Origin of the sequence: Pelomonas lactea, from assembly GCF_043555885.1 — a bacterium.
Taxonomy (GTDB): domain Bacteria; phylum Pseudomonadota; class Gammaproteobacteria; order Burkholderiales; family Burkholderiaceae_C; genus Pelomonas; species Pelomonas lactea.
This window is the reverse complement of sequence record NZ_JBIGHX010000004.1, coordinates 346744-369390: the sequence shown is the minus strand read 5'-3', so window position 1 is coordinate 369390 and position 22647 is coordinate 346744. Positions and strand designations below refer to the sequence as shown.

General features: G+C 67.1%; 15 protein-coding genes and 5 tRNA genes. 7 read left to right on the top strand and 13 right to left on the bottom strand.

Annotation, left to right across the window (positions count from 1 at the left end):
- Nucleotides 1-57: 57 nt before the first annotated feature.
- Nucleotides 58-1308 carry a 2-oxoglutarate dehydrogenase complex dihydrolipoyllysine-residue succinyltransferase gene (gene odhB, locus ACG04Q_RS14375; protein WP_394511617.1) on the bottom strand — a complete coding sequence of 417 codons (1251 nt, stop codon included), beginning with the start codon at nucleotides 1306-1308 and terminating at the stop codon, nucleotides 58-60.
- A gap of 89 nt (nucleotides 1309-1397) precedes the next feature.
- Nucleotides 1398-4253: a 2-oxoglutarate dehydrogenase E1 component gene (locus ACG04Q_RS14370; RefSeq protein WP_394511616.1), complete on the bottom strand. Its 2856-nt coding sequence runs from the start codon at nucleotides 4251-4253 to the stop codon at nucleotides 1398-1400.
- A gap of 295 nt (nucleotides 4254-4548) precedes the next feature.
- Here ACG04Q_RS14370 and ACG04Q_RS14365 point away from each other — a divergent pair, with 295 nt between their 5' ends.
- From ACG04Q_RS14365 to ACG04Q_RS14345, 5 genes are all read left to right on the top strand, one after another.
- The gene (locus tag ACG04Q_RS14365; RefSeq protein WP_394511615.1) at nucleotides 4549-5391 is read left to right on the top strand and encodes a 2OG-Fe(II) oxygenase family protein; all 843 of its coding nucleotides are present in this window, start codon (nucleotides 4549-4551) and stop codon (nucleotides 5389-5391) included.
- A 354-nt stretch (nucleotides 5392-5745) separates the two neighbouring features.
- On the top strand, nucleotides 5746-7314 hold the full coding sequence (locus ACG04Q_RS14360; protein ID WP_394511614.1) for an ABC transporter substrate-binding protein: 1569 nt from the start codon (nucleotides 5746-5748) through the stop codon (nucleotides 7312-7314).
- Nucleotides 7311-8876: an ABC transporter substrate-binding protein gene (locus ACG04Q_RS14355; RefSeq protein ID WP_394511613.1), complete on the top strand. Its 1566-nt coding sequence runs from the start codon at nucleotides 7311-7313 to the stop codon at nucleotides 8874-8876. Before ACG04Q_RS14360 ends, ACG04Q_RS14355 begins: the two co-directional genes overlap by 4 nt.
- A 58-nt stretch (nucleotides 8877-8934) precedes the next feature.
- Nucleotides 8935-10881, top strand: coding sequence for a UvrD-helicase domain-containing protein (locus ACG04Q_RS14350; RefSeq protein WP_394511612.1), 1947 nt, complete (start codon nucleotides 8935-8937; stop codon nucleotides 10879-10881).
- 23 nt (nucleotides 10882-10904) lie between these two features.
- Nucleotides 10905-11552, top strand: a complete 648-nt coding sequence (locus ACG04Q_RS14345; RefSeq protein ID WP_394511611.1) for a trimeric intracellular cation channel family protein — start codon at nucleotides 10905-10907, stop codon at nucleotides 11550-11552.
- Nucleotides 11553-11573: 21 nt separating this feature from the next.
- Here the strand turns inward: ACG04Q_RS14345 and ACG04Q_RS14340 are convergent, their stop codons facing one another.
- From ACG04Q_RS14340 to ACG04Q_RS14320, 5 genes are all read right to left on the bottom strand, one after another.
- Entirely contained in the window at nucleotides 11574-13265 is a 1692-nt protein-coding gene (locus tag ACG04Q_RS14340) for a beta-1,3-glucanase family protein (protein ID WP_394511610.1), read from the bottom strand.
- A 386-nt stretch (nucleotides 13266-13651) separates the two neighbouring features.
- Nucleotides 13652-14605 carry an NAD(P)H-dependent flavin oxidoreductase gene (locus tag ACG04Q_RS14335; protein ID WP_394511609.1) on the bottom strand — a complete coding sequence of 318 codons (954 nt, stop codon included), beginning with the start codon at nucleotides 14603-14605 and terminating at the stop codon, nucleotides 13652-13654.
- Nucleotides 14606-14618: 13 nt separating this feature from the next.
- A complete protein-coding gene (locus ACG04Q_RS14330; protein ID WP_394511608.1) occupies nucleotides 14619-16406 on the bottom strand; it encodes an acyl-CoA dehydrogenase in 1788 nt (595 codons plus the stop codon).
- A 75-nt stretch (nucleotides 16407-16481) separates the two neighbouring features.
- Nucleotides 16482-17414: an electron transfer flavoprotein subunit alpha/FixB family protein gene (locus ACG04Q_RS14325; RefSeq protein WP_394511607.1), complete on the bottom strand. Its 933-nt coding sequence runs from the start codon at nucleotides 17412-17414 to the stop codon at nucleotides 16482-16484.
- Nucleotides 17415-17440: 26 nt separating this feature from the next.
- Nucleotides 17441-18190 (bottom strand): electron transfer flavoprotein subunit beta/FixA family protein, encoded by a 750-nt coding sequence (locus ACG04Q_RS14320; protein ID WP_394511606.1) that lies wholly within the window; start codon nucleotides 18188-18190, stop codon nucleotides 17441-17443.
- 173 nt (nucleotides 18191-18363) lie between these two features.
- Here ACG04Q_RS14320 and murI point away from each other — a divergent pair, with 173 nt between their 5' ends.
- Both murI and ACG04Q_RS14310 read left to right on the top strand, forming a co-directional pair.
- Nucleotides 18364-19164, top strand: a complete 801-nt coding sequence (murI, locus tag ACG04Q_RS14315) for a glutamate racemase (protein WP_394511605.1) — start codon at nucleotides 18364-18366, stop codon at nucleotides 19162-19164.
- A 43-nt stretch (nucleotides 19165-19207) separates the two neighbouring features.
- The gene (locus ACG04Q_RS14310; RefSeq protein ID WP_394511604.1) at nucleotides 19208-19423 is read left to right on the top strand and encodes a putative motility protein; all 216 of its coding nucleotides are present in this window, start codon (nucleotides 19208-19210) and stop codon (nucleotides 19421-19423) included.
- 31 nt (nucleotides 19424-19454) lie between these two features.
- Here ACG04Q_RS14310 and ACG04Q_RS14305 read toward each other — a convergent pair.
- The 6 genes from ACG04Q_RS14305 to lon form a co-directional block, all read right to left on the bottom strand.
- Nucleotides 19455-19542, bottom strand: a tRNA-Leu gene (locus ACG04Q_RS14305).
- 70 nt (nucleotides 19543-19612) lie between these two features.
- Nucleotides 19613-19688: transfer RNA gene (locus ACG04Q_RS14300), tRNA-Gly, on the bottom strand.
- 49 nt (nucleotides 19689-19737) lie between these two features.
- Nucleotides 19738-19813 (bottom strand) — tRNA-Gly (locus tag ACG04Q_RS14295).
- A gap of 13 nt (nucleotides 19814-19826) precedes the next feature.
- A tRNA-Cys gene (locus ACG04Q_RS14290) sits at nucleotides 19827-19900 on the bottom strand.
- A gap of 86 nt (nucleotides 19901-19986) precedes the next feature.
- Nucleotides 19987-20062, bottom strand: a tRNA-Gly gene (locus tag ACG04Q_RS14285).
- A 116-nt stretch (nucleotides 20063-20178) separates the two neighbouring features.
- The gene (gene lon, locus ACG04Q_RS14280; RefSeq protein WP_394511603.1) at nucleotides 20179-22593 is read right to left on the bottom strand and encodes an endopeptidase La; all 2415 of its coding nucleotides are present in this window, start codon (nucleotides 22591-22593) and stop codon (nucleotides 20179-20181) included.
- Between the last annotated feature and the right edge of the window lie 54 nt (nucleotides 22594-22647).

Sequence of the window (22647 nt, the reverse complement as noted above, 5' to 3'; positions counted from 1 at the left end):
GAGGATGCCGAGGACGGGCCCCACAGCGCCGCCATGAAGCCGCGCAGTAGCTCCGACTTAGATGTCGAACAGCAGGCGCGACGGGTCTTCCAGCGCGTCCTTCATCGCCACCAGGCCCAGCACGGCTTCGCGGCCGTCGATGATGCGGTGGTCATAGGACATGGCCAGGTAGTTCATCGGGCGGATGACGATCTGGCCGTTCTCGACGACGGCGCGGTCCTTGGTGGCGTGCACGCCCAGGATGGCCGACTGCGGCGGGTTGATGATGGGCGTGGACAGCATGGAGCCGAAGGTGCCGCCGTTGGAGATGGAGAAGGTGCCGCCGCTCATCTCGTCGATGCCGAGCTTGCCTTCCTGGGCCTTCTTGCCGAACTCGGCGATCTTCTTCTCGATGTCGGCGAAGCTCATCTGGTCCGCATTGCGCAGGATGGGCACGACCAGGCCGCGCGGCGAGCCGACGGCGATACCGATGTCGAAATAGCCGTGGTAGACGATGTCGTTACCGTCGACCGAGGCGTTCAGAACCGGGTACTTCTTCAGCGCGTGCACGGCGGCCTTCACGAAGAAGCTCATGAAGCCCAGCTTGGTGCCGTGTTCCTTGGTGAAGCTGTCCTGGAACTTCTTGCGCAGCTCCATCACTGGGGCCATGTTCACTTCGTTGAACGTGGTCAGGATGGCGTTGGTGGCTTGCGACTGCAGCAGGCGCTCGGCGATGCGGGCGCGCAGGCGGGTCATGGGCACGCGCTGCTCGGGGCGCTCGCCCAGGCTTTGCAGGCTGGGAGCGGCCACGCTGGGCAGCGGCTTGGCGACGGCGGGCGCGGCGGGCACGACCAGCGGGGCGGCGGCGGGCTTGGCCGAGGCGGCCAGCGCGTCGCCCTTGGTCACGCGGCCGTCCTTGCCGGAGCCGGCGACGTCGGTGGCCGCCAGGCCCTTCTCGGCCAGGATCTTGGCGGCGGCGGGCATGGCCACGTCACCCTTGTTGCCGCCGGTGGCAGCGGGGGCGGCGGTCGCCGGTGCAGCGGCCGGCGCGGCAGCAGCGGGCGCGGGCGCGGCAGCGCCGGCCTTGCCTTCGGTGTCGATCTTGGCCAGCAACTGCTGGCTGGTGACGGTGCTGCCATCGGCGACGCCGATCTCGGTCAGCACGCCGGAAGCGGGTGCCGGCACTTCCAGCACGACCTTGTCGGTCTCGATCTCGACGAGGGTCTCGTCGACGGTGACGGCTTCGCCGGGCTTCTTCTTCCAGGTCAGCAGCGTGCCTTCGGAAACGGATTCGGAGAACTGGGGAACTTGGACGTCAACGATGGCCATGATGTGGAGGCTCCGTGTCTTGTATTTGGGTGTGAGATGCGCAGGCGCAAGCGAGCGCAGCGCCTGTTCAGGGCGCTGCGCGGCAGGTCTTATTTGGTGAGGATGAAGCCCTTGAGCTTGGCGAAGGCCTGATCCAGCAGCGCCTTCTGCTGCTCCTGATGCAGGTGGGCGTAGCCGCAGGCCGGGCTGGCGCTGGCGGCGCGGCCGGCATAGCCGAGCTTCTGGCCTTCGAGCATGTTCTCGTGCACATAGTGCTGCACAAAGAACCAGGCCCCCTGGTTCTGAGGCTCGTCCTGGCACCAGACGATGTCGGTGGCGTTCGGGTACTTCTTCAGCTCGGCCGCGAAGGCCTTGTGCGGGAAGGGGTACAGCTGCTCGACACGGATGATGGCCACGTCGTTGTGCTTCTTCTCGGCACGGGTCTTGACGAGGTCGTAGTAGACCTTGCCCGAGCAGACGATGACGCGCTTGACCTTGTCGGCCGCGATCTCGGCGTTCTGCTCGCCGATGACGGTCTTGAACTCGCCCTTGGTGAACTCGGCCAGCGGCGACGTCGCGTCCTTCGCGCGCAGCAGGCTCTTGGGCGTCATGATGACCAGCGGCTTGCGGAACATGCGCAGCATCTGGCGGCGCAGCACATGGAAGATCTGCGAGGCCGTGGTGGGCTGCACGATCTGCATGTTGTTGTCCGCAGCCAGCTGCATGAAGCGCTCCAGGCGGGCCGAGCTGTGCTCGGGGCCCTGGCCTTCGTAGCCGTGCGGCAGCATCATCGTCAGGCCGTTGGCACGGCCCCACTTCACTTCGCCGGAGGCGATGAACTGGTCGATGACGACCTGCGCGCCGTTGACGAAGTCACCGAACTGGGCTTCCCAGATGGTCAGCGTGTTGGGCTCGGCGGCGGCGTAGCCGTACTCGAAGCCCAGCACCGCCTCTTCCGACAGGATGGAGTCGATGACGACGAAGGGTGCCTGGCCCTCGGCGACGTTCTGCAGCGGGATGTAGGTGCCGTCGTCCCAGTTGGTGCGGTTCTGGTCGTGCAGCACGGCATGGCGGTGCGTGAACGTGCCGCGGCCGCTGTCCTCGCCCGACAGGCGCACCGGGTAGCCGGAAGCCACCAGCGACGCGAACGCCATGGACTCGCCCATGCCCCAGTCGATGTTGACCTCACCTCGGCCCATCGCGGCGCGGTCGGCGTACAGCTTCGCGACGAGGTTGTGCGGCGTGAAGTCCTTGGGCAGCGTCGTCAGCTTCTCGGCCAGGCGCTTCCACTCGGTGGCGGGGATGGCGGTGTCGCAGCTGTCCGTCCACTTCTTGCCCAGGAAGGGCGACCAGTCGGTGGCGAACTTGCTCTTGAAGTTGGTCAGCACCGGGTCGACGGTGTGGCGGCCTTCGTCCATGGCGGCCCGGTAGGTCTTGACCATCTCGTCCGGGCCCTCGGCAGGCAGCACGTTCTGGGCGACCAGCTTGTCGGCGTAGACCTTGCGCGTGCCGGGGTGGGCGCCGATCTTCTTGTACATCAGCGGCTGCGTCAGCGCCGGCGTGTCCTGCTCGTTGTGGCCCAGCTTGCGGAAGCAGACGATGTCGATGACGACGTCCTTCTTGAACTCGGCGCGGTAGTCCATGCACAGCTGCATGGCGTAGACGACGGCTTCCGGGTCGTCACCGTTCACGTGCAGCACGGGCGCCTCGACCATCTTGACGACGTCGGAGCAGTACCAGGTGGAGCGCAGGTCGCGCGGGTCGCTGGTGGTGAAGCCGATCTGGTTGTTGATGACGATGTGCACCGTGCCGCCCGTGCGGTAGCCGCGGGTCTGGGCCATCGCCAGCGTTTCCTGCACGACGCCCTGGCCACCGAAGGCCGCGTCACCGTGCACCAGCACCGGCAGCACCTGCGCGCCGGCGGTGTCGCCACGGCGGTCCTGGCGGGCGCGCACGCTGCCTTCGACGACCGGGTTGACGATTTCCAGGTGGGACGGGTTGAAGGCCAGCGACAGGTGCACCGGGCCGCCGGCCGTGGACACGTCGGAGCTGAAGCCCTGGTGGTACTTCACGTCACCGGCGGGCAGGTCTTCGGCAGCCTTGTGCTCGAACTCGGCGAACAGGTCGGCAGGCATCTTGCCCAGCGTGTTGACCAGCACGTTCAGGCGGCCGCGGTGGGCCATGCCGATGACGATTTCCTGCACGCCGCGTTCACCGGCGCGCTTGATCAGCTCGTCCATCGCGGCGATGAAGCTCTCGCCGCCTTCCAGCGAGAAGCGCTTCTGGCCGACGTACTTGGTGTGCAGGTAGCGCTCCAGGCCCTCGGCGGCCGTCAGGCGTTCCAGGATGGCCTTCTTCTTCTCGGCGCCGAAGGCGGGCTTGCTGCGCGACTTCTCCAGGCGCTCCTGCCACCAGCGCTTCTCGGCCGGATCGGAGCCATGCATGAACTCGGCGCCGATGCTGCCGCAGTAGGTCTCGCGCAGCGCCTGCACGATCTGGCGCAGCGTCATGGTCTCGCCACCGAAGTAGCTGTTCACGGCGCTGAACGAGATGTCCATGTCGGACTCGGTCAGGTCGTAGAACGCGGGGTCGAGTTCGGGGATCTTGGGGCGCTCGGCGCGCTTGAGCGGGTCCAGCTCCGCCCAGCGGTTGCCGAGGAAGCGGTAGGCCGCGATCAGCGACTGCACGTGCACCTGCTTGCGGGCGACGGCCAGATCGGCGCTGGAGGCCTTGTTGGCGAAGGCGTTGGCCTTGGCCCGTTGAGCGAAAGATTCGATGACCGGCGCGTGGGCGACGTCACGGGCCTCGCTGCCGTCCACGGCCGGGACGTGCTGGAGGGCGTCGAAGTAGTCGCGCCAGTTGTCGGGCACGGAGCCCGGGTTGTCGAGGTAAGCCTCGTACATCTCCTCCACGTACGGGGCATTGCCACCGAACAGGTAGGAGTTCGACCTGTATTGCTGCATCATCTTTCGCTCACCTCATGCCCCGGTTTCCAGGGAGTTGGCTGGTTGAAGAACCTTCCGCGACACGGCTCGACCGATTGGCGGATTGCGACCCACCTTCTCTGGAGTCAGAAAAAGGGACGGGAAGGACCATAAGTCTCAAGGGGCCGAACTCTAGCACCTCGGGTTTGCCCGGCAAGCCGCTCGGGTTGCGACAAAGTTCACTGATCCAGGATTTGAAAAGTTGACTGCTCAGTAAACTTGCGCCCGCGACAGCCCCGCGATTGAATGGCTGCGCAGGGACATTCAGGAGATCCCCATGCAAGTCCAGGTCGTCGACTACCGCGCGCCCGACGCGGCCGAAAAGTTCACCCGCTCCCTGCACGAGACCGGGTTCGGCGTGCTGACCAACCACCCCATCCGCCAGGCGCTGGTCGAGAAGATCTATGCCGACTGGCTGGCCTTCTTCAACGGCGAGGCCAAGCACGGATTCGCGTTTTCCAAGGAAACGCAGGACGGCTATTTCTCCACCGAGATTTCCGAAACCGCGAAGGGCTCGACGCAGAAGGACATCAAGGAATACTTCCACGTCTACCCCTGGGGTCGCATCCCTGAACAACTGAAGGCGGACGCCCTCACCTACTACCGCGAGGCCAACGCGCTGGCGGAGGAACTGCTGGGCTGGGTCGAGAAGTACACGCCGCCGGAGATCGCCGCGCGCTACCGCGAGCCGCTGTCGAACATGATCCAGGGCAGCACGAAGACGCTGCTGCGCGTGCTGCGCTATCCGCCGCTGACGGGCAACGAGCCCGCCGGCTCGCTGCGTGCGGCGGCGCATGGCGACATCAACCTGCTGACCATCCTGCCCGCCGCCAACGAGCCGGGCCTGCAGGTGCTGGGCAAGGACGGTGCCTGGCACGACGTGCCGTGCGACTTCGGCACGCTGACGATCAACATCGGTGACATGCTCCAGGAGGCCTCGGAGGGCTACTACCCGTCGACGCAGCACCGCGTCGTCAACCCCACCGGTGAAGGCGCGAAGAAGAGCCGCGTGTCACTGCCGCTGTTCCTGCATCCGCGTGACAACGTCGTGCTCAGCGACCGCTACACGGCGGACGCCTACCTCAACGAGCGCCTGCGCGAGCTGGGCGTCAAGACCTGACGCGACAGGTCATCGAAATCCACCCCGACGCGCCGCCCAAGCCGGCCGTCGGCGCGGCGTGCAACGGCTGCGGCGTCTGCTGCCTGGCCGAGCCCTGCCCGCTGGGCGCGCTGCTGAGCCGGCGCCTCAAAGGTGCCTGCGTCGCCCTGCAATGGGACGGTGCACGCTATGTGTGCGGCGCGCTGACGGCGCAACCGAGCGGCCCGCGGGGCTGGCTGGTGAAGCGCTGGATCTCGTCGGGCAGCGGTTGCGATTGCTCACTGGAAGTCGCGGGCAAGCCCTAGCCAGAACCTCAGCGCGCGCCGCTACATTTTTTGGCTTCTGCCGTCCCTCAACTCCGACGAAGGAAGCCGCATGAAGTCCACGCTCCGCCTGCTGCCACTGCTGGCCGCGCTCACCCTGGTCGCCGCCCAGGCCGCCCCGCTGCGCTGGGCCGCGCAGAACGACATCCTGACGCTGGACCCGCACTCGCAGGACCACAACACCTCCAACGCCATCGGCGCCCACATCTACGAGGGCCTGACCCGGCTGAGCAAGGACTACCGCCCCGAGCCGTCGCTGGCCACCAAGTGGACGTACCTCTCGCAGACGCAGGTGCGCTTCGACCTGCGCAAGGGGGTGAAGTTCCACGACGGCTCGCCGTTCACGGCCGACGACGTCGTGTTCAGCTTCGGCCGCATCACGCAGCCGCAGGGCACCAAGCAGACCTATGTGTCGGGCATCAAGGCCGTGAAGAAGATCGACGACCACACGGTCGACCTGATCCTCGAGGCCCCCACGCCGATGCTGCTGCAGAACATCATCAGCTTCTCCATCATGAGCAAGGCGTGGTCGGCGAAGAACAACACGACCAACACGCAGGACTACAAGGCCAAGGAAGAGAACTACGCGTCGCGCAACGCCAACGGCACGGGGCCGTACAAGCTGGTGAGCTGGCAGCCCGACCAGGCCGTGAAGATGGTGGCCAACACCGCATGGTGGGACAAGAACCCCGGCAACGTCACCGAGCTGAGCTACCTGCCCATCAAGAGCGCGCCGACGCGTGTGGCGGCGCTGCTGTCGGGCGACGTGGACCTCGTCACCGACCTGCCACCGCAGGACTTCTTCAAGCTGAAGGAGGACGGCAAGGTCAGGCTGCTGGAAGGCTCGGAGATCCGCACCATCTTCTTCGTCATGGACCAGGGCAGCGACGAGTTGCGCGAGTCCAGCGTGAAGGGCAAGAACCCGTTCAAGGACCGAAAAGTGCGCGAGGCGATGAACCTGGCGCTGGACCGCGAGGCGATCAAGCGCAGCATCATGCGTGGCCTGTCGGTGCCGGGGGCGCTGATGATCCCACCCGGCGTGAACGGCTACGACGCGGCGCTGGACACGCCCCTCAAGCCCGACCTCGACAAGGCCCGCAAGCTGCTGGCCGAGGCGGGCTATGCCCAGGGCTTCGAGCTGCCGCTGCACTGCCCCAACAACCGCTACGTCAACGACGAGCAGATCTGCCAGGCGGCCGTGTCCATGTGGGCCAAGATCGGCGTGAAGACCCGGCTGGTGGCCGCGCCCTTTTCCACGCACAGCCAGACCTTCCAGCGCGGCGAGTCGCCGTTCTACATGCTGGGCTGGGGCGTCTCCACCTATGACGCGCTGTACGCGATGCAGGCCTGGGGCCACACGCGCACCAACGGCGCGGACGGCAACTTCAACTTCGGCAAGGTCAGCGACGCCAAGCTCGATGAGCTGATCCAGAAGATCAAGTTCGAGCCCGACGTGCCCAGACGCAACGCGCTGATCCGCGAGGCGCTGCTGCGCATCCGCGACGAGTCGCTGTTCATCCCCATCCACCACCAGATCCGCCCGTGGGCGATGAAGCCGGGCGTGGACACCGCGCACCGCTCCAACGACTACTTCGAAGCCCGCTACACGACCGTCAAATGAGCAAGCTCGCCACCCTCGCCACCGCCCTGCTGCTGGCCGCCAACCTGGCCGGCGCGAACACGCTGCGCTGGGCCGCGCAGAACGACGTGCAGACGCTGGACCCGCACTCGCAGAACCACTCCGCCACGGCCACCATCACGGGCTATGCCTACGAGGGCCTGACGCGCTACACGGAGAAGTTCGACGTGGAACCGGCGCTGGCGACAAAGTGGACCTACGTGACGCCCACGCAGCTGCGCTTCGACCTGCGCCGCGGCGTGAAGTTCCACGACGGCACGCCGTTCACGGCGGACGATGTGGTCTTCAGCCTGCAGCGCATCAAGCATCCGGCCAGCAACATGATCATCTACGCCTCCGGCATCAAGGAGGTGAAGAAGATCGACAGCCACACGGTGGACTTCATCCTCGACGGCCCCAACCCCGTGCTGACGCGCAACCTGACCTATGTGCGCATCATGAGCAAGGCCTGGGCGCAGAAGAACCGCAACGAGAACCCGCAGGACTTCAAGGCCAAGGAGGACACCTATGCGTCTCGCAACGCGATGGGCACGGGGCCTTTCCGCATCACGGGCTGGACGCCGGACCAGAAGCTCACGATGGTGGCCAACAAGGACTGGTGGGACAAGCCGTCCGGCAACATCAGCGCGGTGACCTACCTGCCGATCAAGTCGGACGCGACGCGCGTCGCCGCGCTGCTGTCGGGCGACCTGGATCTGTTGACCGACCTGCCGCCGCAGGACGTCGCCAAGCTCAAGGCCGACCCGCGGCTCAAGGTCATCGACGGGCCCGAGAACCGCACCATCTTCTTCGCGCTGGACGCCAGCAGCGACGAAATCAAGGGCAGCAGCGTGAAGGGCAAGAACCCGTTCAAGGACAGGCGCGTGCGCGAGGCGCTGTCCATCGCCATCGACCGCGAGGCCATCAAGCGCAGCCTGATGCGCGGCCTCTCCATCCCCGCGGCCGTCATGGTGGCGCCGGTGACCTACGGCTGGTCGGCCGAGCTGGACACCGTCGCCAAGCCGGACGTGGCGCGCGCAAAGCAACTGCTGGCGGATGCGGGCTACGCCGAGGGCTTTGAGGTGCCGCTGGCCTGCCCCAACGACCGCTACGTCAACGACGAGGAGATCTGCCAGGCCGTGGTGGCCATGTGGGCGCGCATCGGCGTGAAGGCAAGGCTGACGACGCAGCCGATGACGCAGCACTCTGCCGCGATGCAGCGCTTCGAGCTGCCGCTGTACATGTACGGCTGGGGCGTGACGACGTTCGACGCGCAGTACACGCTGCAGGACATCGTGCACACCAAGACCGGCGGCGTCGACGGCAAGGGTAACTTCTCGCGCGTCAGCGACGCCAAGGTGGACGCGCTGGTGCAGCAGATGAAGGTCGAGACCGACGTGCCCAAGCGGCTGGCGCTGATGCAGGAAGCGCTCAAGCGCACCCGCGACGAGTTCCTGTTCATCCCCATTCACCACCAGGTGCGCCCGTGGGCCATGCGGGCCGGCGTGACGATCCCGCACTCGGCCAACGACGCGCCGCAGGCCAAGTGGGCGACGGTGAAGTGATGCGGCCCGACGTGCAACGTCGCTAGTCGGGCCCATGCGGCGCGGGACAATCCGCTCGATGAGCGACGTCCCCTTCCAGCCCACTGGCATCACCCCCAGCGCCGAACAGCTGGCCATCCAGCTGCTGAGAACCCGCCTGCTGCTCGTGGAGGCCAATGCCGGCGCGGCGAAGACGACGACGCTGGCGCTGCGCATCGCGCAGGCGCTGCAGCGCGGCGCCCAGCCCGAGACCGTGCTGGCCCTGACGTACACGGCGCCCGCCGTCACGGCGCTCCAGCAGCGGCTGGCGAGCATCGGCGTGCCCCGGGCGGTCGTGCAGAAGCTGCGCATCCAGACCTTCGAGGCCTTCAGCCTGGCCGTGCTCGTGGCCGCTGAAGGCGTGGCCACGCGCGTCATCGCGTCGCCCGAGCAGGCCAGGCCCTACGTGGTGCGCGCCATCGAACGCGCGCAGTCGCTGCCGGACGAGCGCCACCCCGACGACCTGATGGCCGACGCCCAGCCGCACGACCTCGTCGAAGGGCTGCTGAAGTCCTTCGACGTGCTCAAGGGCCGCATGGTGGTGGAGCATCTCGACCCGGAGGAGCGCATGACGCCCGCGCTGGCCGACGAGCTGGGCTTCGGCTACCTGACGATGCGCGCCTGGGCCTGCTACGAGTTCGCCCGCAAGGGCGGCCACCCCGACCGGCCGGAGTTCCGCTTCCAGGGCGACGGCGCCTACGACCTGGCCCGGGCGCTGCTGAGCGGCGAGATCGACGCCGGCGACGCGGCGCTGCAGCAGGGCCTCACGCTGATCTGCGTCGACGAGATGCACGACGTGAACCGCGCCGCCTTCACCGTGCTGAAGGCGGTGCTGGCCGCCAACCCGCGCGCCGCGTTCGTCGGCGTGGGCGACCGGGACCAGGTCATCCACTCGCAGACGGGCGCCGAGGCCGGCTTCATGCGCGAGCACTTCCGCGCCGAGATCGGCACGCCCGAGGTGCTGCCGCTGACGCACAGCCGCCGCTTCAGCCCGCAGCTGGCCCGCCACGTCGGCGCGCTGGCCGGCAAGCCCTACGCGGCGGACGACGCGCTGCAGACGGCCATCCGGCTGGAGCCCTGCGAGAGCCCGCGGCTGGCCGCTGCCTTCATCGCCCGCCAGGCGCAGGCCCACCACCCGCAGAAGGCGCTGTCCAGCCTGCGGGTGCTGCTGCGGCATGCCGCGCAGTCCGTGCTGATCGAACATGAGCTGCTGCGCCTCGGGGTGCCGTACGACGCGGTGGGCTTCGCGCCCTACCTGGAGCGCCCCGAGACGCTGCTGGTGCGCGGCCTGCATGCCAGCGCCTGCCAGGACTACACGGGCTTCGAAACCCCGGCGCAGCGGGCCGCGCTGCTGGACGCGCTGCTGCTGTTCTCGGGCGCCCGCGTGGACAGCATCGAGCTGCGCCACCTCGACAGCGCCGACGCCCAGCGCGTGGCGGTGGCCGAGGCCGCGGTCAGCGCCGACACGACGCACGCCTTCATCGACGCCCATGTGCTGCGCAGCGCCCACCCCGCCGCCCGGCGGCAGCTGCAGGCCGCCATGGCCCTCCTGCGCACGCAGGACGCCGGGGCCTTCGAGGCCTCGTTCCTGAACGCGCTGGACCCGCTGGCGCTGGCCGCCCGCGTGTTCGTGCGCCGGGAGGATGCCGCCCAGGTGGCCGACAACATCGCGCAGCTGCACCGCGTGGCTGTCACCGAGGAGGCCGGCGTGGCCGGCGCGTTCCGCATGTTCACGGCCATGGACGGCGCGCGACGGCGCCTGCGCAGCAACGACCGCGTCGTGCTGTCCAGCATCGAGGCCGCGAAAGGGCTGGAGTTCGACCACGTCATCGTGCCGCACCTGTCCGCCGGCGAGTTCGGCGACGGCTCGACCGAGACGCGCAACCTGCTCTACGTGGCCATGACACGCGCCAGGCGTCAGCTCACGCTGACGTTCGACCCGCGCCGCCCGTCCCGCTTCCTGAAGGACGCGGCGTTGATCGACTGAGCGAACCGCAAGCGCCTGCCTTCATGAAACCTCCCGTCATCAACTTCTCCACGCTGCAATCCGCCGTCGAGATCACGGCCACCCTCGCCTTCGCGCTGTCCGGCCTGCTGGCCGGCGCGCGCAAGCAGCTGGACGTCGTCGGCCTGTGCATCGTCGCCGGCCTGTCGGCCTTCGGTGGCGGCACGCTGCGCGATGTGCTGCTGGACCGGCGCCCGTTCTTCTGGGTGGAACATGCCGACTGGCTGTGGGCACTGATGGGCCTGTGCCTGGCGGCCATGCTGTTCATGCGCCGACGCCACCTGGCACTGACCGAGCGCGCCATCCAGTGGCCCGACGCGCTGGGCCTGGGCCTGTTCACCGCCAACGGCACACTGGTGGCGCTGGACGCCGGCATGCCGGCCATCGTCGCGGTGCTGATGGGCGTTATCACGGCCACCTTCGGCGGCGTGCTGCGTGACATCGTCTGCAACGAGATCCCGGCCGCGTTCCACGACCACCGGCCCTACGCGCTGTGCAGCTTCGTCGGCGCCTGGGTGCTGGTGGCTGCGGCGGCACTGGGCTGGCCGCAGTGGGCCACGATCAGCGCCGCCGCCGCAACCGCGGTGGCGCTGCGCGGCGTGGCGCTGTGGACGGGCTGGACGCTGCCGGTCTGGCGCATCAACAAGCGCTGACCGCGCGCCCGGCCCACCTCGTCACCAGCCGATCGTGTAGGTCACCGTCGTCGGCGCCTGCGTGTGCAGCGACGGGCTGAAGTCGCCCACGTCGTCGTAGGCAAAGCCATAGGCCTTCTTGTTGATGCTGTGGTCGTGCCAGAACTTCGCGAACCAGTTGCCCAGCTGGCCGGTCGGGTAGTGGGCCGACTGCACGTACCAGTTGGCCGGCGTCTCCATCACGTGGCGGTTCAGCGCGGCACAGATCTGCGCCTGAATCTGCAGCTGCGTGCCGATGTTGGTGGGGTTGCCGCTGGCATCGGCCAGCAGGCCCGCACCCAGCAGCACCATGGCGGTGTCGGGCTTGCCGTTGATGTAGAACGTGCCCGCCGTCGAGCCGCCCGTGAACGTGAAGCGGTCACCGCTGACGCGGCCACGGAAGGTGCCCAGGTTCTGCAGCGTGAAGACGAGGTCTTCGTTGCGGTAGCGGGCCCACACGGCGTCGATGTAGGGCTGCAGATAGTTGGCATTGGCCGCGCCGGGTTTGAACGTGGCGTGGGCTGGCGCCATGATGCGGTACGGCGCATACGGCGCCTGCGCCAGGTGCTTGAACTGCGACGGCACCTCGGCGATGAACTTGCTGAACAGTTGGTCGCGCGTCTCGGCCAGCGCCTCGCCCACGGTCTGGTCGTAGCCGCCCAGGCCCTGCACGCGCAGCTTCAGCGGGAAGCCGAAGTGATCCACCCGCGTCGTGTTGATGAAGATGCCCTGGTCCGGCTTGCCCTGCGGGATGATGGCCATCTCGCCGAAGTCGAAGTAGACGTCGATGTTGGGATCGGTCGGGTTCTCGATGTTGGCGCCGGCGTAGCCGACGTTGCCGTTGCCGTCGATGACGACGCGGATGTACATCGGCGAGCCCACCGACATCAGCACGCGCGCCGAGTCCAGCGCCGGGATGGTGATGGAGCGCGTGTTGCTGAGTTTGTGGAAGTAATTGGTGTAGGTGACGCCGTTCTTCGTCAGCGCGCCGTTGTCGGCCGTGGACATCGGGATCAGGTTGCCCGCGGCATCCACGCGCACGAACTTGCCGGTGGACCAGTCACGGCCAATGATGGCCCAGTAGACCTGATCGTCGGTCCAGCGGCCGCCGGTCTGGTTGACGATGTTGAAGGTGGTGCGGCCATTCCAGCTGGTGGCGCTGGTGCCCACGCGGAAGGACGAGGTCAGGTCGTTGAAACCACGGTTGACGAGGTTGGGCTCGCTGGCCGTCAGCGCCAGCGAACTGCCGCCGTAGTTGATGTCATTGAACAGCGTGACCTGGTAGCCCGCCTGCACCTTGACCGACGACACGCGGTCGTTCCAGGCAGAGCCGATCCAGCTTGAATCGGCGCTGACGCACAGGCTGGCGCCGGTGTAGTTGACGTCGGCATAGAAGCAGACCGGGCCGCTGGCCGCGGTGTCGCCATTCACCGTGTAGGTGAACCTGGGCGTGTCGTACGCCGGTGTGCCGTTGTTGTAGGTGAACCAGTAGCCGATGACGTTGCCGCTGGCGACCGTCACCTTCTGCTCGTAGCGGCCGTTGGCGGCCGTCATGCGGACGTTCTGCTGCGCGCCGTTGTTGATGCTGTAGTGCGCGTCGACCCAGCTGGTCGACACATTGGATTTGAACCAGATCGTGGCGGTGCTGCCGCTGACCTCCACGCCCTGTGTGTAGTCCTGGGCCAGGGCCGGCATGGCGCCGAGCAGCCCGACGGCCAGCCACCAACACGCGCCGAGCAGGCGCAAGCAACGTAGAACAAGATTCACCTGTGTCTCCTTGCCCGCCTGCGGATGGCGGGTCGTTCAGAGGCCCCAACGACGCGATTCCCGAGGGCCGGAGCTCGGCTGCAACAGGCCCACAGCACTCACCAGCGGGCAGCCGCCGCCGGAGTCAGGCCACGTTGAAAGCACAATTTGAAAGCGCTTTCATGTTCGCGCCGAATCCTCCCGGGAACGGCTCGAAAGCGGTTTCATGGGAAACCCGTGCATGCCGTTTTCATGAGTCGCCCGCATCAGGGACAGGAAACCCACCAAAGCAAACGGCCGCCCGAGGGCGGCCGTTCGACATGGGCGCATCCAGCTCAGTTCAGCGCCAGGCGCGCGCGCGCGGCGGCGTATTCGCGCTTGAGCCGCGCAATCAGCTCGGCCGCCGGCAGCACCTGCTTGACAGCGCCGATGCCCTGACCGCTGCCCCAGATGTCCTTCCAGGCCTTGGCCGCGCCGCCGCCGAAGTTCATCTTGCTGGGGTCGCTCTCGGGCAGGTTGTCCGGGTCCAGGCCGGCCGCCACGACCGAGCCGCGCAGATAGTTGCCGTGCACGCCGGTGAAGAGGTTGCTGTAGACGATGTCGTCGCTGTTGCTGGCGACGATCATCTGCTTGTACTCGGCGGCCGCCCGGGCCTCTTCAGTGGCGATGAAGGCCGAGCCGATGTAGGCCAGGTCCGCGCCCATGGCCTGTGCGGCCAGCACCGCGTCGCCGGTGGCCATCGAGCCCGACAGCGCCAGCGGGCCGTCGAACCATTCGCGGATCTCCTGGATCAGCGCGAACGGGCTCTTCACGCCCGCATGGCCGCCCGCGCCGGCCGCCACGGCAATCAGGCCGTCGGCGCCCTTCTCGATGGCCTTCTTCGCGAACTTGTTGTTGATGATGTCGTGCAGCACGATGCCGCCCCAGCCGTGCACCGCCTGGTTCACGTCTTCACGCGCGCCGAGGCTCGTGATGATGATGGGCACCTTGTACTTGGCGCACACCTGCATGTCGTGCTCCAGCCGCTCGTTGCTCTTGTGCACGATCTGGTTGATCGCGAACGGCGCGGCCGGACGGTCAGGGTTGGCCTTGTTGTAGGCCGCCAGCGTCTCCGTGATTTCGGCCAGCCACTCGTCGAGCAGCTCGGCCGGGCGCGCGTTCAGCGCCGGCATGGAGCCGACGACGCCGGCCTTGCACTGCTCGATGACGAGCTTGGGGTTGCTGATGATGAACAGCGGCGAGCCGATGACCGGCAGCGGCAGGTTCTTCAGGATGTCGGGCAATGCCAAGGGGATGTCTCCGTCAGAAAGCGTCGAGGCTCAGTTCGGTCACGCTGTCGGCGCCATCGACGATGGCACTGCGCAGCGCGCCGGTGCGCGGCAGGATGTGCTCGGCGTAGAAGCGCGCGGTGGCGATCTTGGCTTCCATGAAGGGCTTGTCAGTCGCCAAGGCGTCTTCGGCCACGAGCAGCGCACGGGCGAGCTGCCAACCGGCGACGAGGTTGCCCGCCAGCATCAGGTAGGGCACCGAACCGGCATAGGCCGCGTTGGGGTTGCCCTTGGCTGCGCCGGCAATGAAGTCGACGGCGGCGAGATAGTCCTCTCGCGACGCGCGCAGCGCCTTCAGGACAGCCTTTGCAGCGGCGCTGTCACGCTTGGCCAGTTGGCTTTCAGTCACCTCGATCTGCGCCGCCACCGCGCGCGCCAGCTGGCCGCCATCGCGCGCCGTCTTGCGGCCGACGAGGTCGTTGGCCTGGATGGCAGTGGTGCCTTCGTAGATGGTCAGGATCTTGGCGTCGCGGTAGTACTGCGCCGCGCCGGTTTCCTCGATGAAGCCCATGCCGCCGTGCACCTGCACGCCCAGCGACGTGACTTCCAGGCTCATCTCGGTGCTGTAGCCCTTCACCAGCGGCACCATGAAGTCGTAGAAGGCCTGGTTCTGCTTGCGGGCGTCGGCGTCGGGGTGATGGTGGGCTGCGTCGAAGGCGGCCGCGGCCGTGCTCGCCATGGCGCGGCAGCCCTCGGTGAGCGCGCGCATCGTCATCAGCATGCGACGCACGTCGGGGTGGTGAATGATGGCGGCGCTGCCGGGCTTGGAGCCATCCACCGGACGCGACTGCACGCGGTCCTTGGCGTAGGCGACGGCCTTCTGGTAGGCGCGGTCGGCAATGCCGATGCCCTGCACGCCCACGCCGTAGCGGGCGGCGTTCATCATGATGAACATGTACTCCAGGCCGCGGTTCTCCTGGCCGATCAGCGTGCCGATGGCGCCGCCATGATCGCCGAACTGCAGCACGGCCGTGGGGCTGGCCTTGATGCCCATCTTGTGCTCGATGGACACGCAGTGCGCGTCGTTGCGCGCGCCGAGGGAACCGTCGGCGTTGACGAGGAACTTCGGCACCAGGAACAGACTGATGCCCTTCACGCCCTCCGGCGCACCGGCCACGCGGGCCAGCACGAGGTGGACGATGTTCTCGGCCATGTCGTGCTCACCGTAGGTGATGAAGATCTTGGTGCCGAAGATCTTGTAGGTGCCGTCACCTTGCGGCTCGGCACGCGTGCGCACCAGCGCCAGGTCCGAGCCCGCCTGCGGCTCGGTCAGGTTCATCGTGCCGGTCCACGAGCCGTCCAGCAGCTTGGGGATGAAGGTGGCGCGCTGCTCGTCGCTGCCAGCCGTCAGCAAGGCCTCGACGGCGCCGTCGGTCAGCAGCGGGCACAGCGCGAAGCTCATGTTGGCGGCCTGCAGCATCTCGTTGCAGGCGGCGGCGATGGTCTTGGGCGCGCCTTGGCCGCCGAAGTCGGTCGGGTGCTGCAGGCCCTGCCAGCCACCCTCGGCATAGGCGCGGAAAGCGTCCTTGAAGCCGGGCGTCGTCGTGACCTGGCCGTCCTTCCAGAACGACGGGTTCTTGTCGCCTTCCCAGTTCAGCGGGGCGATGACGTCCTGCGTCAGCTTGGCGCATTCCTCCAGCACGGCGCCGGCAGTGTCCAGGCCGAAGTCGGCAAAGGCGGGGATCTGCTCGGTCAGCGTCTCCAGGCCAGCCAGGTGCTGGATGTTGAAGAGCATGTCCTTGACGGGGGCTTGGTAACTCATTTGTTCCTCCGGGCGGATACAAAAAGGGCGCCGCAACGACCGGAGTCGGGGCGCCCGGTGCAGTCGGCTTGCGGTTTACAGCGCGTTGACGAGTTCCGGCACGGCCGTGAACAGGTCGGCTTCGAGGCCGTAGTCGGCCACCGAGAAGATCGGGGCTTCCGGGTCCTTGTTGATGGCGACGATGACCTTGGAGTCCTTCATGCCGGCCAGATGCTGGATGGCGCCGGAGATGCCGGCCGCCACGTACAGCTGCGGCGCGACGATCTTGCCGGTCTGGCCGACCTGCCAGTCGTTGGGCGCGTAGCCCGCGTCGACGGCGGCACGCGAGGCACCGAGGGCAGCGCCCAGCTTGTCGGCCAGCGGCGTCAGCACTTCCATGAACTTCTCGTTCGAGCCCAGCGCGCGGCCGCCCGACACGATGATCTTGGCGGCGGTCAGCTCGGGGCGGTCGCTCTTCGTCACCTCACGGCCGACGAAGCTGCTCTTGCCGCTGTCGGCAGCCGCAGCGGCAGATTCCACCGCGGCGGCACCACCGGTGGCGGCGGCCGGGTCGAAGCCGGTCGTGCGCACGGTGATGACCTTGACGGCATCGGCGCTCTGCACGGTGGCGATGGCGTTGCCAGCGTAGATCGGGCGCTCGAAGGTGTCGGCGCTGACGACCTTGGTGATGTCGCTGATCTGGCCCACGTCCAGCAGGGCCGCGACGCGCGGCGCCACGTTCTTGCCCGAGGCGGTGGCCGGGAAGAGGATGTGGCTGTAGCCCGAGGCCAGTGCGATCACCTGGGCGGCGACGTTCTCGGCCAGGCCCTCGGCCAGTGCGGCCGAGTCGGCGTGCAGCACCTTGGCCACACCGGCGATCTGCGCGGCCGCCGCAGCGGCGGCACCGGCGTTGTGGCCGGCCACCAGCACGTGCACGTCGCCACCGAGGGCGGCAGCAGCGGTGACGGTGTTCAGCGTGGCGCCCTTGATCGAGGCGTTGTCGTGTTCGGCAATGACGAGTGCGGTCATGTCAAAGTCTCCAGATTCGATACGGCTTAGATGACCTTGGCTTCGGTCTTCAGCTTGGTCACCAGCGTGGCGACGTCGGGCACCTTCACGCCCGCACCGCGCTTGGGCGGCTCGCTGACCTTCAGCGTCTTGATGCGCGGCGCCACGTCCACGCCCAGGTCGGCCGGCTTCACGGTTTCCAGCGGCTTCTTCTTCGCCTTCATGATGTTGGGCAGCGTCACGTAACGCGGCTCGTTCAGGCGCAGGTCGGTCGTCACCACGGCCGGCAGGCTCAGGGCCACGGTCTCGAGGCCGCCGTCCACTTCGCGCGTCACGTTGACCTTGTCGCCGGCCACTTCCACCTTGGACGCGAACGTGCCTTGCGGCATGCCGGTCAGCGCGGCGAGCATCTGGCCGGTCTGGTTGCAATCGTCGTCGATGGCCTGCTTGCCCAGGATCACCAGGCCCGGCTGCTCCTTGTCCACCAGCGCCTTCAGCAGCTTGGCGACGGCCAGCGGCTGCAGCTCGGCGTCGGTCTCGACGAGGATGGCGCGGTCGGCGCCGATGGCCATCGCCGTGCGCAGCGTTTCCTGGCACTGCGTGACGCCGCAGGACACGGCGATCACCTCGGTGACGGCGCCCTTCTCCTTCAGGCGCACGGCCTCTTCGACGGCGATCTCGTCGAAGGGGTTCATCGACATCTTGACGTTGGCGATATCAACGCCCGTGCCGTCGCTCTTCACGCGCACCTTGACGTTGTAGTCCACGACACGTTTGACAGGGACCAAGACCTTCATCGAAAACTCCAGCTCGAATTGACGTAAACGTTAATCGGATTCTACGGGGCGCTCCGGGCGGAGCCGTGCAGAAAAAAGCACGATCGTTCGATTCTAGCCATGGCGCCGTCAGCGTCGAGACAAGTCTTTTTGGAGAGGCCTCTCGAATCCGTGAAGCTAGACTGCTTTTGCCCATGCAGACAGACTCCCCCACGCGCCGCGAGATCGGCGTTTTCGATTCCGGCGTCGGCGGCTTCACGGTGCTGCGCGAGTTGCGCACGCTGCTGCCCACCGCCCCGCTACGCTACCTGGCCGACACCGCGTACGCCCCGTACGGCAGCCGCACGCCAGATGACATCCGCGCCCGCAGCTTCGCCATCACCGAGCACCTCGTCGAGCAAGGCGCCGGCCTCATCGTCATCGCGTGCAACACCGCCACGGCCCATGCCATCGAGGCCTTGCGTGCGCGCTGGCCCGACCTGCCCTTCGTCGGCACCGAGCCCGGCATCAAGCCCGCCGTCGCGGCCTCGCGCAACGGCCGCATCGGCCTGCTGGCCACGGCCGCCACGGCCGCCAGCGAAAGACTGCTGGCCCTGATCGAACGCCATGCCGGCGACCGGCAGGTCGTCGTCCAGGGCTGCCCGGGCATCGTCGACCACATCGAAGCCGGCGATCTCGACAGCGCCGAACTGCGCGCGCTGGTCAGGCAGCACTGCGAGCCGCTGCGCGCGGCGGGCGTCGACACGGCGCTGCTGGGCTGCACGCATTACCCGCTGATTGAGCCTCTGTGGCACGAGGCGCTGGGCGCCGACGTGCAGTTGCTGCGCATCGAGACCGCCGTCGCCCGCCGGGCCGCAGACTTGTGGCAACCAGACGCCGGACCTCCTGCGCTGCACATCGACACCAGCGGCGACCCGACCGCGCTGCGTGGCTGGATAGCGCACGTGCTGGGCTGGCGCGAACCGGACGTGCGCCGCTGGCCGGCGGCGCGCTGAATTCGACGCTCAAGTCGGTGCCGGGACGGCCGATAGGGAACGAATGAACATCGCCAATTCCGCCAGCGTCACCGCGGTCGTGAACAGCGCCTCCAGCGGCGAGCCCGGCAGCGTTCGGGTCGCCGCCAGCATGCTGGTGCTCAAGCAGGCCCTGCAGACGCAAGCCGAGGGCGCCGTCGCGCTGCTGAACGCACTGCCCCAGCAGCCCGCACTGACCACGGAGGGCAACATCGGCCGCCATGTGAACACGTTTGTGTGAAGCCCGCCTCCCGGCCGGCTCAGCGCGACTGTGGTGCCCGGGACGGGACTTGAACCCGTACGCCTGTTGAGGGCGGCGGATTTTAAGTCCGCTGCGTTTACCGATTTCGCCACCCGGGCCGCGGGCCGGATTATCTGCGGCCGCACAAAAGAAAACGGGAGACCCGATTGCTCGAATCTCCCGTGAATTTGGAGCGGGTAACGAGGCTCGAACTCGTGACCTCAACCTTGGCAAGGTTGCGCTCTACCAACTGAGCTACACCCGCGCATTTCGTTCAGCCTGCCGGGGCTGGACATCGGTGCGACCGATTTGTCTGGAGCGGGTAACGAGGCTCGAACTCGTGACCTCAACCTTGGCAAGGTTGCGCTCTACCAACTGAGCTACACCCGCATGGTGTCTATTTTGGAGGCGCGGTCCGGAGTCGAACCGGACTAACCGGATTTGCAATCCGGGGCATAACCGCTTTGCTACCGCGCCGCCGTAAAACCCAAATCAACGCCGTTGGTGCGACGTCGACAACTACTGATGAAAAAGGGAAGCCGGGGCTTCCCTTCTCTGGAACCTGGAGCGGGTAACGAGGCTCGAACTCGTGACCTCAACCTTGGCAAGGTTGCGCTCTACCAACTGAGCTACACCCGCATTGCTTCGGCTTTCGCCGGGCAATTTCGCTACACCTCTTCGATTTCTGTCAGCGATCTAGCGAAGCTGGAAGTTTAATCCAGTTTTCGGCCCGATTGCAAGCGAATCACAATTTTTCAGTGCGGCACCGTCACGCTCTTGGCCGCGCCCTCTTCCGGCTTGGCCGCGGCCACGGGCACTTCCTCGTCAGGCAGCGGCGTCGGCGCGGCCTCCAGCGCGACTTCGAGCACCCGTTCGATCCAGCGCACCGGCACGATCTCGAGCTGGTTCTTCACGTTCTCCGGAATGTCCTGCAGATCCTTGACGTTCTCTTCCGGGATCATCACGGTCTTGATGCCACCACGGTGGGCCGCCAGCAGCTTCTCCTTGAGGCCACCGATGGCGGTGACTTCGCCGCGCAGCGTGATCTCGCCGGTCATCGCGACATCGGCACGCACGGGGATGCCCGTCAGCGCCGACACGAAGGCCGTCGTCATCGCCGCACCCGCGCTCGGGCCGTCCTTGGGCGTGGCGCCGTCCGGCACGTGCACGTGCACGTCACGCTTCTCGAAGACCTCGTCCTTGATGCCCAGGCGGCGAGCGCGCGAGCGCACCACGGTGCGGGCGGCCTCGACGGACTCCTTCATCACGTCGCCCAGCGATCCCGTGCGGATGATGTTGCCCTTGCCCGGCATCGCGGTCGCCTCGATGGTCAGCAGATCGCCGCCCACCTCGGTCCACGCGAGGCCGACGACCTGGCCGACCTGGTTCTTCTTCTCGGCACGACCGAAGTCGTACTTGCGCACGCCGAGGAACTCGTGGAGGTTGTCCTCCGTGACGACGACCTTGCTGTCGTAGGTCTTGAGCTGGATGCCCTTCACCACCTTGCGGCAGATCTTGGACATCTCGCGCTCGAGCGAACGCACACCCGCTTCCCGCGTGTAGTAGCGGATCACGCCGCGCACGGCCGACTCGGTGACTTCGAGCTCCTCGTCCAGCACGCCGTTGTTCTTGCGTTGCTTGGGCAGCAGGTAGGTCTGCGCGATGTTGACCTTCTCGTCCTCGGTGTAGCCCGACAGGCGGATCACTTCCATCCGGTCCAGCAGCGCCGGCGGGATGTTCATCGAGTTGGACGTGGCGACGAACATCACGTCGGACAGGTCGAAGTCGACCTCGATGTAGTGGTCACCAAAGGTGTGGTTCTGCTCGGGGTCCAGCACCTCCAGCAGCGCCGAGGACGGGTCGCCACGGAAGTCCATGCCCAGCTTGTCGATCTCGTCGAGCAGGAACAGCGGGTTGCGCGTACCCACCTTGGTCAGCGACTGCAGCACCTTGCCCGGCATGGAGCCGATGTAGGTGCGGCGGTGGCCGCGGATCTCGGCTTCATCGCGCACGCCGCCCAGCGCCATGCGGATGAACTTGCGGCCGGTGGCGCGCGCCACGCTCTGGCCGAGCGAGGTCTTGCCGACACCCGGGGGGCCGACCAGGCAGAGGATGGGCGCCTTGACCTTGTCGACGCGCTGTTGCACCGCGAGGTATTCGAGGATGCGATCCTTGACCTTCTCGAGGCCATAGTGGTCTTCGTTCAGCACGTCCTCGGCGTTCTTGAGGTCGTGCTTGATCTTGGTCTTCTTGCTCCAGGGCAGGTTGACCAGGGTATCGATGTAGTTGCGCACCACCGTGGCTTCGGCGGACATCGGCGACATCAGCTTGAGCTTCTTCAGCTCGGCGTCGGCCTTCTTGCGCGCCTCCTTGGGCATCTTGGCGGCGAGGATCTTCTTCTCGAGCTCCTCCATGTCGGCGCCGTCCTCGCCGTCGCCAAGCTCCTTCTGGATGGCCTTGACCTGCTCGTTCAGGTAGTACTCGCGCTGGCTCTTCTCCATCTGGCGCTTGACGCGGCCACGGATGCGCTTCTCGACCTGCAGGATGTCGACTTCATGCTCAAGCAGGTCGAGCAACTTTTCCAGGCGCTTGGCCACGTCGGCCAGGTCCAGCACGGCCTGCTTGGCGTCGAGCTTGAGCGGCAGATGGGCGGCGATGGTGTCGGCCAGGCGGCCCGGGTCGTCGATGCCGCCGATGGACGTGAGGATCTCGGGCGGGATCTTCTTGTTGAGCTTGACGTACTGGTCGAACTGCTGCGTCACGGCGCGGCGCAGGGCCTCGACTTCGGGCGCGTGCTCGGTCTCGGGCGGGATGGGCGTGACTTCGGCGACGAAGTGCTCGCCGGGCTCCGTGATGGAGCTGGTGGTGGCGCGCTGCAGGCCTTCGACCAGCACCTTCACGGTGCCGTCGGGCAGCTTCAGCATCTGCAGGATGCTGGAGACGCAGCCGACCTCGAACATGTCTTCGGGCTTGGGCTCGTCCTTGCCGGCGGCCTTCTGGGCCACCAGCATGATCTGACGGCCCGCCTCCATCGCGGCTTCCAGCGCCTTGATGGACTTGGGACGCCCGACGAACAGCGGGATGACCATGTGCGGGAACACGACCACGTCACGCAGCGGCAGCAGCGGCAGCGTGATCGGGTCGGCGGGGAGGATGGGGTGTCCGGACATGAAGACCTCTCTTTCTCAGGCCGATGTGCGGCCTGAGGGGGCGATTGCAAGTTG